General features: G+C 36.7%; 16 protein-coding genes and 2 pseudogenes. 6 read left to right on the top strand and 12 right to left on the bottom strand.

From position 1 onward, the window contains the following. The 4 genes from L950_RS07135 to L950_RS28500 form a co-directional block, all read right to left on the bottom strand. Nucleotides 1–862: GDSL-type esterase/lipase family protein (locus L950_RS07135; RefSeq protein WP_037526580.1), on the bottom strand; the 862-nt coding region annotated here is incomplete at its 3' end. Between the two features lie 25 nt (nt 863–887). Beyond that, complete coding sequence (locus L950_RS07140) at nt 888–2,117, bottom strand: MFS transporter (protein WP_021190829.1); 1,230 nt, start codon at nt 2,115–2,117, stop codon at nt 888–890. Between the two features lie 21 nt (nt 2,118–2,138). Further along, nucleotides 2,139–3,542: a dihydrodipicolinate synthase family protein gene (locus tag L950_RS35130; protein WP_021190830.1), complete on the bottom strand. Its 1,404-nt coding sequence runs from the start codon at nt 3,540–3,542 to the stop codon at nt 2,139–2,141. After that, nucleotides 3,526–4,176, bottom strand: coding sequence for a dihydrodipicolinate synthase family protein (locus L950_RS28500; RefSeq protein WP_262507013.1), 651 nt, complete (start codon nt 4,174–4,176; stop codon nt 3,526–3,528). Before L950_RS28500 ends, L950_RS35130 begins: the two co-directional genes overlap by 17 nt. Before the next feature lie 301 nt (nt 4,177–4,477). Here L950_RS28500 and L950_RS07150 point away from each other — a divergent pair, with 301 nt between their 5' ends. Beyond that, complete coding sequence (locus L950_RS07150) at nt 4,478–5,173, top strand: FadR/GntR family transcriptional regulator (RefSeq protein ID WP_021190831.1); 696 nt, start codon at nt 4,478–4,480, stop codon at nt 5,171–5,173. Here the strand turns inward: L950_RS07150 and xseB are convergent, their stop codons facing one another. Genes xseB through xseA form a run of 3 tightly spaced genes read right to left on the bottom strand, consistent with a single transcriptional unit; the run spans nt 5,174 to nt 6,646 of the window. After that, the gene (gene xseB, locus L950_RS07155) at nt 5,174–5,389 is read right to left on the bottom strand and encodes an exodeoxyribonuclease VII small subunit (RefSeq protein ID WP_021190832.1); all 216 of its coding nucleotides are present in this window, start codon (nt 5,387–5,389) and stop codon (nt 5,174–5,176) included. After that, nucleotides 5,379–5,555, bottom strand: coding sequence for a hypothetical protein (locus L950_RS32305; RefSeq protein WP_021190833.1), 177 nt, complete (start codon nt 5,553–5,555; stop codon nt 5,379–5,381). Before L950_RS32305 ends, xseB begins: the two co-directional genes overlap by 11 nt. Further along, nucleotides 5,552–6,646, bottom strand: coding sequence for an exodeoxyribonuclease VII large subunit (xseA, locus tag L950_RS07160; RefSeq protein WP_021190834.1), 1,095 nt, complete (start codon nt 6,644–6,646; stop codon nt 5,552–5,554). Before xseA ends, L950_RS32305 begins: the two co-directional genes overlap by 4 nt. 105 nt (nt 6,647–6,751) lie before the next feature. Here xseA and L950_RS32310 point away from each other — a divergent pair, with 105 nt between their 5' ends. The 3 genes and pseudogenes from L950_RS32310 to L950_RS07170 all read left to right on the top strand — a co-directional run bounded on the left by L950_RS32310 (nt 6,752) and on the right by L950_RS07170 (nt 9,681). Continuing rightward, a complete protein-coding gene (locus tag L950_RS32310) occupies nt 6,752–7,390 on the top strand; it encodes a hypothetical protein (protein WP_231576948.1) in 639 nt (212 codons plus the stop codon). Nucleotides 7,391–7,443: 53 nt separating this feature from the next. After that, a complete protein-coding gene (locus L950_RS32315) occupies nt 7,444–8,520 on the top strand; it encodes a serine hydrolase domain-containing protein (protein WP_231576949.1) in 1,077 nt (358 codons plus the stop codon). A 92-nt stretch (nt 8,521–8,612) separates the two neighbouring features. Next, nucleotides 8,613–9,681 (top strand): annotated as a pseudogene (locus L950_RS07170) (dipeptidase). On the opposite strand, the pseudogene L950_RS37160 reads toward L950_RS07170, so the two are convergent. The 3 genes and pseudogenes from L950_RS37160 to L950_RS07180 all read right to left on the bottom strand — a co-directional run. Then, nucleotides 9,678–9,899 (bottom strand): annotated as a pseudogene (locus tag L950_RS37160) (DUF1294 domain-containing protein); the annotation flags it as partial. The pseudogenes L950_RS07170 and L950_RS37160 sit on opposite strands and share 4 nt — an antisense overlap. Nucleotides 9,900–9,987: 88 nt before the next feature. Beyond that, nucleotides 9,988–10,605, bottom strand: a complete 618-nt coding sequence (locus L950_RS07175) for a hypothetical protein (protein WP_021190837.1) — start codon at nt 10,603–10,605, stop codon at nt 9,988–9,990. Continuing rightward, nucleotides 10,605–11,153, bottom strand: coding sequence for an RNA polymerase sigma factor (locus tag L950_RS07180; RefSeq protein ID WP_197086301.1), 549 nt, complete (start codon nt 11,151–11,153; stop codon nt 10,605–10,607). Before L950_RS07180 ends, L950_RS07175 begins: the two co-directional genes overlap by 1 nt. A gap of 48 nt (nt 11,154–11,201) precedes the next feature. Between L950_RS07180 and radA the strand changes: the two genes are divergently transcribed. Continuing rightward, the gene (gene radA / locus L950_RS07185; protein WP_021190839.1) at nt 11,202–12,587 is read left to right on the top strand and encodes a DNA repair protein RadA; all 1,386 of its coding nucleotides are present in this window, start codon (nt 11,202–11,204) and stop codon (nt 12,585–12,587) included. A gap of 51 nt (nt 12,588–12,638) precedes the next feature. Here radA and L950_RS32320 read toward each other — a convergent pair whose 3' ends face one another. Both L950_RS32320 and L950_RS32325 read right to left on the bottom strand, forming a co-directional pair. After that, a complete protein-coding gene (locus L950_RS32320; RefSeq protein WP_316930566.1) occupies nt 12,639–13,196 on the bottom strand; it encodes a TlpA disulfide reductase family protein in 558 nt (185 codons plus the stop codon). Then, the gene (locus L950_RS32325) at nt 13,124–13,321 is read right to left on the bottom strand and encodes a hypothetical protein (protein ID WP_021190841.1); all 198 of its coding nucleotides are present in this window, start codon (nt 13,319–13,321) and stop codon (nt 13,124–13,126) included. Before L950_RS32325 ends, L950_RS32320 begins: the two co-directional genes overlap by 73 nt. 136 nt (nt 13,322–13,457) lie before the next feature. Between L950_RS32325 and L950_RS35135 the strand changes: the two genes are divergently transcribed. Then, complete coding sequence (locus tag L950_RS35135) at nt 13,458–14,105, top strand: aminotransferase class I/II-fold pyridoxal phosphate-dependent enzyme (RefSeq protein WP_262507014.1); 648 nt, start codon at nt 13,458–13,460, stop codon at nt 14,103–14,105.

The following is a 14,105-nucleotide window of genomic DNA, read 5'->3' on the forward strand; positions in this document are numbered from 1 at the left end:
AAAGTATATCTTTAATTTTTAACTCTTCGTGTTCCGTTTGGATATGAATATCATATGGACCTCCGGCACTTCTTTTGGGAAGAAGAATTGACCAATCACCATTTTCATCGGACTGAGTTTGATAGGTTTTGTGATCGAATCTTAACGCTATTTTTGTATTGCATGATGCTTTTCCTAAAATAGGGTTTTCTCGGTTTCGTTGTAATACCATATGATCTCCAAAGTTAGCCTTAACGGAGAGAGGTTGCACGATTCCCTGTATCGCTTGGTTTACCTGTTTGGCGATTATGGTCGCGCCTTCAACATTTGGATGTATGTTATCTTCGAATAAATCGATTCTACTCTTTAATTGTTCATTGATGTTGATCAGTTTAACTTGATTATTTTTGGTAATTTTTGGTATCAACGCAGTGATGGCTTGATGCCAATCCCTTGTACCGGATAAGAAACGAGTATGACCGCTGAAAATAGGGGTAAGGGTACAAATATATATGGAGACATCGGGATTTGATTTTCTCAGATTACTGATAAGTGTACTGTAATCCTGTTCAAATTCATCGCCATAGTTGGGCCAATTTCGAGGATCAGTGTCATTTACGCCCAATGCTATAATCGCAATGTCAGGATGAAATGCCAGTGCTTGCTTATATTCCTGGGTTTTGACATAGGGCTTATGTCCCTTGCTCAATAATGTGGCACCACTAAACCCGAAATTTTGGACGTTAAAATTTGATCCTAATAACTCTTGAAGTTGTTGGGGATATGTTTTATTCTCCTTTTTTAAACCTAATCCTTTGGTGATTGAATCGCCAATGCATGCCACTCTTTTCTGAGCATACAATGCGATGGAGGAATACACCATAATAGATGTGATTAAAATTATTTTTTTAGTCCAGCGAAGCATTTGATTTTGGCTTTAATACAACAAGTTGAATGATGACAACAACAAATACAATGACAGCCAAAAGCGCAAAATCTTTTCCTAGTTTACCTTCATCAGCAGACGCCCCCAATACTTTAGTAATAAATGCACCGGCCATAACACCAAGCATATTCATGATCCCATATGCTGTTGCACGGAATTTACTCGGAACAAATTGGCAAAGAATAGGCATATTATTAGCGTCGAACATGCCGAAGCCAAAACCGAACATTAATCCTGCGCCTACAACATGGTAGATATGTTGCCCATATCCGATTAAGAACATAGCCGGAATTGTTAATAATAAACCAATTGCAGATGTATAAATACGGCCTTTTACATTCTTTTGTATCCAACGGTCAGATAATATACCTCCAAAAATAACCCCTAAGAAAGAGGATATCGCGATTGTGATTGTTGATAGTGGACCTGCTTGCGACATCGATATATTGAGGTTCTCTGAAAATAAAGTCGGTAACCAGTTTTTTGTCGCCCAGCCTGGTAAGCTTGGTATCGCAAAATAAAACAAGATGACCCAAAACGATATATTGCTCAGGAGTATACCTATAGCTTTGAAACTATTGATGGGTTTTTCTGTTTGTTCTGATTTTTTCGTTCTTACCGGAGCTTCTGCTAGAAAGAACATGAGGACAATAGCATATAATACTCCTATTAAACCAAATATTTTGAATGTACTGTGCCAAGAATAAGAACTTGCTAATGTTGCCCCGAATCCGCCTAGTGCCTGGCCTGTATATAAACCAGTCATGTGAATACCAATTGCTAATGAACGCGATTTATCAGAATGAAAATCCGAGATGAGTGATAGTCCTGCTGGAATATAGATGGCTTCGGAAACGCCCATAATACCGCGAAGTATCATTAATTCCGGATAGGTTGTAGCGTATCCCATTAATGAGGTGACTAATGACCAAACAAATAAAGAGCCTACGATAAGCCATTTGCGATTGAGTCTATCAGCCAGTATTCCTGAAACAGGACTCATCAGTCCATAGATCCATAAGAATATGGCCATTAATTGTCCAAAGACAGTTGCTGACTGTAGTTCAGTGATATCGACCTGCATCGTCGGACGCATGGTCGATAGAATCTGCCTGTCCATGTAATTGAGTAATGCAACCACCCATAGTAGGCCAACAACAATCCAAGGATAATATTTTTTATTTTGTATCATGATTTGGTTTATATTTAGATGTTATCTAATGGTACCTGTTAATATTCCTGCAGATCGAATGCCTGCTTTAATTTCCCCCGATGGAATATAAACTTGTTGGTCATGAAAGACAGCAGTTGTGGTAACAGGTGATCCTGTCGGTAAAGTGCTGGCGACATGCCATTTGTTTAGTTGGTCATCATATTGCAAAACATTTTTGGTAAAACCTGGATGATTGGATTGCACGATTGCTTTATCTTGTATTAATTTTTCTTTGCGATCTGGAGCCGTTTCTTGTGCTATATCTAGAATTAACCGTTCAACTTTGTGAAAAGTTGAACCATTATCACCGCCTATTAAGAATAGGTTACCTTTATTATCTGCGAATCCTGTTCCTGCAGAAAGAGCTTTTGGCAAATCGGCGATCTGGATAATCTCTTTTGTTTTTAAGTCAATTTTATAACAGGTTTTATATAATGTACTGATCGCATTAAGCTGTCTGGTACGCCCTCCAAATAGATAAAGAAAGTGATCTTTAACAAGTGCTACAGTATGTGTTAATGGATATGGAAGACGCATATACTCCTGCCATTTTTGATCGTATAGGTATATTTTATCTGAAACAAGCGCCGCATTTTCTCCACCTATTAAGTAGAGCTTGTTATCGTCTGCCACCAGGCTTGCATTGCTTAAAGGAATTGGAAGTTCGGGAAGCTTTTTTACTTGGAAGTTGTTTTGTTCTCCGTTCCAGCTATAGATCTGAAATTGTGAAGAAACTCCCATTTCATTTTCTCCACCTGCGGTATAAATTCCCTCTTCTTGACTGCAATTTGCGGCATATGCAGTAGAAGTGTTTAGCGAGATTGTATTTTTTAATTGTAAATTGTGATCTTTTATAGCATAAATATATGCTGTATGCTGGTATTTTTTTATTCCTCCTTCCCAAGGCATCTTTTCTGGAAAATTTGCGCCACCAGCGATCAGTAAATGATTGCTGTGGATTCCTACAACAGGTCCTGCAACACCAAGTTGCACTTGACCGGTAATCGTTTTGGGTAGAGAGTCCGAAACAGACCAAGTGATCTCTTCTACATTTTTTGTTGTGCTAAATTGCATAAATAAGAGTGTGCTTAAGATAAGAGGAATAGTTTTCATCATGTTATAAGTTGATTTGAAACTTGAAAAATTTAGCGATGCAACATCGGCTTTAAATCTTTCAAAATCTTTTTCTGTCATATTGCGAACAGGTAATCTAAACGCTCCACAATCTAAACCTATGAGTTTCATGTAAGATTTTCCGACAGCAATACCACCATACTTTCCTAATAAAGTGATCATATCAATTGACTGTTGCTGTAAAGCATTTGCTTTTTCAAAATCTCCCTGATCAAATGCATCAATTAATGCTCGATAAAGAGGAGCAGCATAATTATAGGTGCTTCCCACAGCTCCTTTGGCACCAAGGACTAGTCTGATAACATGTTTTCATCTCTGCCCCATAGCATATCATATTTGCGATTGGCAAATTTAGACATGAGAGATAATCCATAAAGTCCTCATGTGTATATTTTATTCCTACAAAATTGGGAATTTTACCATCAATTGCTTTCAATAAATCGATCATTGCAAAATTTCCACCTGTTAATACTGGAATATGATAATAATAGAATGCTGTTTTAGGTGCAGCTGCTGCAATTTCCTCACAGCATTTCGCTAACTGTTCTACATTGGCAGGTTTAAAATAGAAAGGTGAAGTAAATGAAATGCCAAACAAACCGATCTGTTCAGCTTTTGTGGCAAGTAAACAACATTCTCTAATATTTGTTCCACCTACTAGTGTAATTACTTTAAACTCTTTATCACTGGCAGTTGCTTTTGCCCAAGCTTGCATAATAGCTACCCTTTCATCAAAGGTTAATGAAACACCTTCGCCCGTTGACCCACAGATAAATGCACCAGCTACCTGATTTTGTTTCAGTAACTGATAATAAGCAGGGATAGATTCAAGATTTAAATCACCATTTGCCAGCATTGGTGTGAAAGGCGCCGCAATTAAGCCCTGTAATTTGTGATTATTCATGAGTGTAAATATTTTTTTATAATTGGTCTTTAAATTATTTCCTTTTATCATTTGTGTGACATATTCGATAGGCTCAATTAATAACGTATTTTAATTTATTATGAGTTTACCCACGATATTGTTACTCTTGACGTCGTTAGCAACATATTCTATTTTGATTAAAAATACAATAAAGCATTATGTCATACATTTGAATGATTAAAATTATTCTTTTATCTCTACTATAGCAAGTAAATGATAAAAAAAGTGTAACATTTGTACAGACTAAGATAGATGGTGAGAAATTATAATAAAAAGTCCGATGTTAGAGAAATTTGAGAGCATTGATACTTCAAGTTTAGTAGACAAAGTAGAAAATCATATTATTGATTTAATTAGAGCTCGTAATATTCAGATTGGAGAGTCATTGCCAAAGGAATTGGAGCTTTCTGAAAGTTTTGGTGTATCTAGAACTGTTATTAGAGAGGCTCTTTTACGGTTACGTATGATGGGGTTAATTGAGTCACGAAAAAATAAGGGAGCAGTTTTGACGAATCCTAACTTATTGACTCCTTTAAAAAAAGTTTTTCATCCGGCTATGCTGGATGATGATACGTTGAAAGATATTTTTGAAATGCGGCTCGCTTTGGAGGTCGGAATGGCGGAATTAATTTTTGACAGAGTAACGGCAACTGATATTGCTGAGCTGGAAGAAATTCTTGAAATGGAGATGACAAATAGTGACGGACGATCATTCCTTATACAGGAAGAAGTCGCTTTTCATGGAAAGCTGTATAAGATTTCAGGCAATAAGATGCTCATGGAATTCCAGGAGATGTTACTGCCAATTTTTCAATATGTGCACGATGGTGGTTTATTGAATCAACAATTTTTTTCCAATGATTTTATTTCGCATAAGCAATTGATTGTATTGCTGAAAGAAGGAGATGTTTCCTCCTTTAGAGATGGGATGCGAAAACATCTCGATAATCATTATCATCGCTTATTGAAACACTAGTTATTCTTCTTCATTTTCGATAGGGGTCAGGTTCTTTAATAAAAGATTGACTTCTTCTTCAGTGGATGTTAACTGTGCTCTACAAATTTGAATCAATATTGATGCTCTTTTAATTTTTTCGGAAAGCGCATCAATATTTGTATTACCTGTTTCAATTTCCTGGACGATTTTTTCTAATTCTGTAAATGCGTCGGTATATGTATATTTATTTTCCATTTTTGTTAATTTTTTGAGTTACACTGATAATCTCACCATCCCAAACCTGCGTTGTCAATATATCGTTATCTTTAATCTGATCGACTGATACAAGAAGTTCTCCATTCACCTGTGTAATGGAATATCCTTTTTTTAGAAGTCTGACAGGATCTGCCAATTGGATCATTTTTTCAAGATGATCAGGGTGGTAAATTTTTGACGGAAGATGTAGGCAATATTTATTTTTAAATCCTTTTCAAATGAGTTTAAATCGACTTTCGATTGCTGAATTGATCGCTGTGAAGACCATTTAATATCTGATGCAAGCGATTTTAATTTTTCATTTTCACCTTTAAAAATCGTTGTGGTGTTTTGCAGTATCCGCGTTGTCAGTTGATCTAAAGGAATGGCGAAATTATGAAATTTCTGAATTAGAAAATCAGCTAATTCACTTGGTGTGATGGCGTTTTTATAAGCAACCATCTCGCTCACAGTTAGATTGGTAGAATGGCCGATGCCAGTTAAAACGGGAAGTGGAAAGATTGCAATCGCTTTAGCCAATAAATAGTTATTGTAGCTGGAAAGGCCAACTTCCCCTCCGCCACCACGAATAATGGCAACCGCATCGTAAGCATCGGAGCGCTCTGCAATGACTGATAATTGTTTGATGATTGACGGAACGGACTTGTCCCCCTGTAATAAGGCGGGATAAAGGGTTTGTTCTATTTTATATCCCCAAGGGTTTTGATTGATAATTTTATAGAAATCGGATAAACCCTTACTAGTTTCGACAGAAATAATTGCTAGCCGCTTGGGTAAAGTGGGAAAAGGTAGATTTCTATTTAAATCAAAAATCCCATCTTCTTTTAGTTTATTGATACTATTTATTCTTTCTTTTTCTAGTTCTCCTAAAGTGAAAGTGGGATCGATATCGACAATTCGTAAACTTAAACCATACATCGGATCATAAGAAATACTAGCTTGAAATAACATAGTAATTCCTTCTCGCAAAGGTTCCTGCGCAATTTTGAGAAACTGCGTGTTGATTCTTTGGTAGTCTGCTTTCCATAAAATGGATCGGATCTCGGCCACAATCTTTCCTTCTGTCTTTTCGACAAGCTCCGGGTAGCAGTGTCCAGAATGAGAGTAATGATTGAGTTTATTCATTTCTGCTTTGATCCAATACAAACTCTTATAACGCTCAGCAATAGTTTTTTGGATGCTACGCGTTACTTCTAACAATGAAAAAATGGTTCTGTTTTCTACTACCTCCGGCATATATCAAAGATAAGATTATTAAATGTAAATATTTTGATCATGCGTTTTTGTGCATGATTGTATTTCTTTTATTTGTACATTTACATATAAACCCTTTTTAAACAGATGATGATAAGTAGAATAAAACTTCTAATTTCAGGGATTTTTGCAGTAGGATTTCTCCAAATGAATCGTGTAAATGCGCAATATAAATCGACTATTAAAAATGAAACCGTTCTTTTTAATAATATCGACGCTGTACTTCCTTTAGGTAAATTGGACAAGTACACGATTACAGTTTGTACACAGGATTCTAGCTTATTCCGTGATTTTAATGATCAGATATCCCGTTATGCTGCTGTAACTTATGCAGGTTTGGGGAGTTTTGATGAACAAATTAAATATAGCAACCTTGTTATTGTGGCTGTTAAGGCTGAAGCATTAACATTTCCATTTATAGAACAGCTTGTTCAAGCAAAAATGAATAATAAGAAGATTATTCTTGCTGTGTTTGGGAAGGGGGATGTATTGTCTTTGCTGAATAATGTGAAAGTCCCAATTTTGTGGAATGATCATTTTTCTCGCGAAACGCAGAATAATGCAGCTATGACAATTTTCGGGGGGCTATCTGCTTTTAATAAACTACAGAAAACTTATTCCAGCAGTTTTATGAAAGGTATGGGCGAAGCGACTAGTCAGACTCGTATCCAATATGCAGTGCCCGCGAATGATGAGATCAACATCGATCGATTAAGTAAAAAATAGATGAAATAGCAGCGGAAGCAATCGCTGAAAAGGCAACACCTGGTGCTGTGGTCATGGTCATTAAGAATGGTCAGGTCATATTTGAAAAAGGCTACGGATATCATACTTATAGTAAAAAAGAACCAACAACAATTCATAATATCTTTGACTTGGCTTCAGTAAGTAAAATTGCAGGTACTACTCCTGTAATTATGCGTTTGACCGAACAGGGGATTGTTGACTTAGATAAGCCTATCGGGGACTACCTTTGGCAGGCTAAGGCTACAAATAAAAGGGATATCCGATTAAAGAGTGTGATGTTACATGAAGCCGGATTTACGCCTTTTATTCCTTTTTATAGAAATTTGAAATCTGGCGATTTACAATCTTATGATTCACCGACTCATCATGTGAAAGTGGCTGATAGCTGTTATCTGGTCAATAATTATTACCGGGATGTCATGTGGCCTGAGATGTTATATTCAGAGGTGAAACCTGAAGGAAATTATGTATATAGTGATATCAGTATGTACGTGATGAAAGAGGTTGCGGAGCATCAAACTGCTATACCGATGCAAAAGTATGTGCAGGATAATTTCTATCGCCCATTAGGTATGAAGACCGCTGGTTATAACCCAAGGGATCGTTTTGCAAAACAGGATATTATTCCGACGGAGCAGGATACTTCCTTTAGAAAAGTGCTTTTGCAAGGATATGTTCATGATCAAGGAGCGGCAATGGCCGGCGGAGTGGCGGGGCATGCTGGTCTATTTGCTACTGCAAATGATTTGGCGATTTACGGACAGCTGCTATTAAATAGAGGTGAATATGGCGGAGAACGTTATTTTGAGACAAAGACAGTGGATCTGTTCACATCAAAACAATCCTTAACAAGTCGGAGAGGTTTAGGTTTTGACCGTTGGGATCCGAATCTGAAAAATGAGTATCCGTCAAAACTTTCAAATGCAACTGTTTATGGACATACGGGCTATACAGGTACTTGTATTTGGATTGATCCTGCTAATCAGCTGGTCTATATATTTCTGTCAAATCGTGTTCACCCTCAGGTTTCGACTAAATTACTTAACCTCAATATCAGAAGCAGGATTCAAGACGCTATTTATGAAGCTATGGCAGCAGGTAAAAAATAGTTCTTATGAAAAATTACATTTTACCATTGGCAATCGTGTTATCAGGGATTGAAATTGTGAAGGCACAGGATTATGAAACTATTCATCGAAAGATGATCGTTGTTGACGGCCATAATGATGTGATTATTACATCGGTCTTACCCGGTCTTGATATCAGTCAGCGGTTAACGGTAAACCATACTGATATTCCAAGATTGATTGAAGGTGGTATCGATGTACAGGTCTTTGCGGTATGGTCGGATGATAAAAAATGGAAATCGGGAGCTTTTAAACATGCTAATGATCAAATTGATGCTCTTGAAAAAGTGCTGAACAGAAACCCCGATAAGATTGAGCTTGCTAAAAATAGTGATGACATTGAGCGTATTACAAAAACTGGAAAAGTAGCAGCGCTTATCGGTATAGAAGGTGGAAATATGATAGAGGCTAATATTGACTATTTAGTAGCTCTTTATGATCGAGGGGCCCGGTACATGACGCTCACTTGGAATTATGATTTATCTTGGGCTACTGCGGCCGCTCAAGAGTCCAAGACGACATCACAGGATGGTAAGGGTTTATCATCCTTAGGTAAGGATATTGTTAGAAAAATGAATATACTGGGCATGATGGTAGATCTATCTCATGTTGGTGAAAAGACTTTTTATGATGTATTGGATGTCGCGAACAAACCGGTACTGGTGTCGCACAGTAATGCTTACAAATTAACTCCTCATTTCCGAAATTTAAAAGATGCCCAGTTGGAAGCTCTGAAGAAAAATGGGGGAGTGGTAGGTGTTAATTTTTACTCTGGTTTTCTGGATAAAAATTATGAAAAGCGTGTCAAAAAATTGTACAAGAAGCAATTTGGTCTTCAAGGCGATTATACCCTCTCTGCTTCTGATCAATATGGGGTATTGTCTGTGGAAAATAAACATATTGCTGATGTGCCTTTGTCTTTACTTTTGGATCATATTGATTATCTGGTGCAAAATTGGTATTGATCATGTTGCCATCGGATCTGACTATGACGGTATAGAGTCGGCCCCTCGAGGATTAGAAGATGTAAGTAAATTACCGAATTTGACAAAGGCTTTACTGAAAAGGGGCTATAATCAGTGGGACCTTGAAAAGCTTATGGGGTTAAATTTTTTAAGAATATTAAAAGAAAATGAAAACTAGATCACATAATGGTAGTTTGCATATCCATAGACACTCCCTACCTGTAGAATAACAATAATAAAAAAGGGAAGCAGAAAGCTTCTCTTTTTGGTTTTATGGCGAAATAACTGCATGGCAAGAAATGCTCCTAAACTACCCCCAATGGCACAAAAGCTTAGCAGTGTTTTCTCCGAGATTCTATTGGTTTTATTTATCGCTTTTCGTTTATCTAGATAAAAAGCAAAAAAGTAAGAAGATTAACGAATATAAGATAGAAAATAATAGTCTGCCGCATAGTTTGTAAAGGTAATAATAGATTTCTTTTTTCTAAGATTCCTCTTCTAAGCGTGTTAACTCTTCGTAGTTATGATTCAATTTTTTGAGCAATCTTCTGTAAACGATTTTATAGTAAAATTTTATAATGGTAATAAATATTAGAGTAATTAGAGCAATTATTACTGCTAGGAGAATTATCATTACAAAGTTAGCCCCCCAATGTACATCTGCATCGATTTTTCTTATAATTATTTCTAAGAAAGCAATTACAAAAGCATATATAATGAAATATATATTAAATTTTATATAATTTTCGACGTGTTTTCTCGTGGTAATGATATTAATTAATAATTCTTTAGTACTGCTTTTATTGGATATGTTGGAGTACGAAGTAAAAAAACTATATATAAAATATCCTATACCAATATAAAATACCAGTTCTGACACATACCCTAAATATTGAAAAAAGGCCGATTCCTCTCTTTCAGAACTCGGAAACATAAAAGATAAAATAATACCTAAGCTCAATTCGATGAGGCTGATAATAAATATCCATTTCACGATTGAAGTGGAATTTTTATGTAGTAATGATTTTATTTCAGTTTGATTAATTTTGGTGAAATTTGTATTCTTTAACCACTGTTTTTTTAATTGATCTAACTCATCCATTACAAAGCTCCTTTCTTTTTTAAAATCTCTTTCAATTTTGTTTTTGTTCTGTTCATTTTAACGCGAGCATTGACTTCGCTGATGCCAAGTGTCTCAGCGATTTCTGTGTAATCCCTATCTTCCAGATAAAGGTATATGAGTGCTTTTTCAATATCATTCAAATGGTGGATCGCTTCATATAAATATTGGAGCTGATCATCTTTTTCTGGATCGTATTCCTCGTATGATATTTTTTCTAAATTTTGATCCCAGGGAATAATTGGTAAAGTCCTTTTTTTGTTTCTAAATAGGGATATCGCTGTATTTAGCCCAATTCGATATGCCCAGGTGCTAAATTTTGCCTCGCCTCGGAATTTAGGATAAGAATGCCAAAGCTGAATCGTTATTTCTTGAAAAAGATCTTTATGCATATCCTCTTGATCCGTATATATTTTACAGATTTTATGTACGATATTTTGATTTTTTTCTAAAGGATGATAAACTCCTGTTCCAAATTCATATTCGATAAGTCGATAACTTCTGATTCTTGTTACAAAATATTGTAAGATTTTTTAATAACCTAAATGTTGCCGTTTAAAAAGTGGTAAATTCGTACAATGGCAAAGACAAAATCAGCATATTTCTGTCAAAGTTGTGGATTTGAATCCGCAAAATGGCTTGGGCAATGTCCTTCATGTAAGCAATGGAATTCTCTCGTAGAAGAAGTGGTAGAGAAATCAGGATCTAAAGTCCCTGAATGGCGCAGTACATCGCTAACATCGTCACCCAAGCGCGCAAATAAAGCGGCTGTTATTCATGAAATCGTTTATCAGGATGAATCACGTATCCTGACACCCGATCAGGAGTTTAACCGTGTCTTGGGCGGAGGGATTGTTCCAGGTTCTTTGGTTTTAATCGGTGGAGAACCGGGTATTGGGAAGTCTACGCTCATGTTGCAACTGGCATTATCCATTCCGCAGGTAAAGACGCTGTATATTTCAGGAGAAGAGAGTGAGCAACAGATTAAAATGCGGGCGGAACGGTTGTCGCAATCATCTAATGCGAATTGTTATATCTTAACAGAAACGTCTACACAAAATATTTTTAAACAGATAGAAGTTGTGCAACCCAATGTAATCGTGATCGATTCCATTCAGACCCTGCATTCGTCGCAGATAGAATCTGCGCCGGGTTCTGTGTCTCAGGTTCGGGAATGTACAGCAGAGTTGTTGCGGTTTGCCAAAGAAACGAGTACTCCAGTTTTAATTGTTGGTCACATTACTAAAGATGGATCTATTGCTGGACCTAAAGTTTTAGAGCATATGGTCGATACTGTTTTACAGTTTGAGGGCGATCGGCATCACGTTTATCGTATCTTGAGAGCTGTGAAGAATCGGTTTGGTTCGGCCTCAGAGCTGGGTATCTATGAAATGCAGGGTTCAGGTCTGAGAGAGGTTTCCAATCCCTCTGAAATTATGATTTCGCAACGCGATGCTCCGGTTAGTGGGGTGTCTATCGCAGCAATGCTGGAGGGAGCACGTCCTATGATGATTGAGGTGCAGGCCTTGGTTAGTAATTCTGCTTTTGGAAATCCACAACGTACTTCCACTGGATTTGATACTAAAAGATTAAGTATGTTACTTGCTGTCTTGGAGAAACGTTTTGGTTTCAGATTGAGTGCGCAAGATGTCTTCTTAAATATTGCAGGAGGACTAAGAGTGGAAGATCCTGCTATAGATCTAGCAGTCATCGTCGCTATTATTTCTTCACAACAGGATATCGCTGTAAAAACAAACATCACTTTTGCTGGTGAGGTCGGGCTTTCTGGAGAAATTCGTGCTGTAAATCGAATCGAGCAGCGCATCGCTGAAGCTGAGAAATTAGGTTTTGAAGGAATCTTTATTTCTAAGTTTAATACAAAGGGGTTAGATCCTAAAAAGTATAATATCGCTATTCGTCCGGTTGCAACTCTTGAGGATGTATTCCGGGCTCTTTTTGGTTAACATGAGTTATAAATAGAAAAGGGAACGATTATTAATCGCTCCCTTTTCTATTTATTTTAATACTTCTTTCAGTTTCTTATTCAACTCCTCACCATGTATATTTCTGGCTATGATTTTTCCAGAAGGATCAATCAGCACATTTTGTGGGATAGCTTTGACGCCATATAATGTTCCCACATCATTTTGCCAACGCTTTAGGTCCGAAACATGTTTCCAATGTAACTTATCGGTATGAATGGCCTTTATCCAAGAGTTTCTGTCTCTATCAAAAGAAATTCCTAATATTTCGAAGTTTTTATCTTTAAAGGTCGCATAGGTTTTGACTAAGTCAGGACTTTGCACCCGACAATCAGGACACCATGAAGCCCAAAAATCTAGTAGGACAAACTTCCCTCTGAAATCGGTTAATTTAATAGGATTTCCCGTGGTATCATTTTGCGTAAACTCGGGAGCTTGTTTTCCGATTACGACTTTCGAAAGTGCTTCAAGATATGTTTTAAATTCCTGACCTTCTTGTGAATTTTTAACGTTTTTGCCTAAGGTGTTGTATAAGCTTTGTAATTCTTGATATTCTGGCGTATAGCACCAACTCTTCTTAAATCTACCAATGTAGAAATAGAATCTGGATTGGCTTTTACACGAGCGATATAATCCTCTTTAGTTAACTCTTTCTTCTGTGCTGCTGCTATAAGGGGTAAGCAAAATAAGAAGTATATAAAAAATTTTTTCATCATTATTTGAGCATTTTTATTACAAATATAATATAATCTATCGCTTAGGTAGATTATATTTGTTTTTTATACATTCTTTTTACAATTGATTGCGAACTTTACCAAAATATTATCTTAGCATTTCTTTATTCAGACTATTATGAATTCAACCTTTCAATCTAAGCTTCCACGTGTGGGAACAACAATTTTCAGTAAAATGTCTGCGCTCGCGCAACAGTATGGTGCACTAAACCTGGCACAGGGTTTTCCTGATTATGATACTGATCAACATTTAATCAATCTTGTAAAGGATTATATGAACGATGGGTTTAATCAATACGCATTAATGCCGGGAGCCTTATCCTTACGTGAAAAAATAGCCTTGAAAGTTATGAATACCCATCAGATAGAGGTCGACGTTCAGGATGAAATTACTGTAACAGCGGGAGGGACTCAAGCTATTTTCACTGCTATAGCTACAGTTGTTCATAAAGATGATGAGGTCATTATATTTGAACCAGCATATGACTGTTATGCCCCAACTGTTGAATTATTTGGAGGAAAGGTTATACCTGTTGTTCTTTTGGCACCTGATTTTACTATTGACTGGGATTATGTCAAAAGTCTAGTGAATGCCAGAACGAAACTGATTATTATTAACAACCCTAATAATCCAACTGGTCGACAACTGGAACTGGATGATATCGAAGCATTAGCTCAGATTGTAGCTTCGTCGCAAGTATTTGTATTGAGCGACGAAGTGTATGAACACCTCGTATATGATGCAGAAAGCCCTATTCTTTATTAG

It is taken from the genome of Sphingobacterium sp. IITKGP-BTPF85 (assembly GCF_001006065.1).
In the GTDB taxonomy this organism is placed as follows: Bacteria; Bacteroidota; Bacteroidia; order Sphingobacteriales; family Sphingobacteriaceae; genus Sphingobacterium; species Sphingobacterium anhuiense.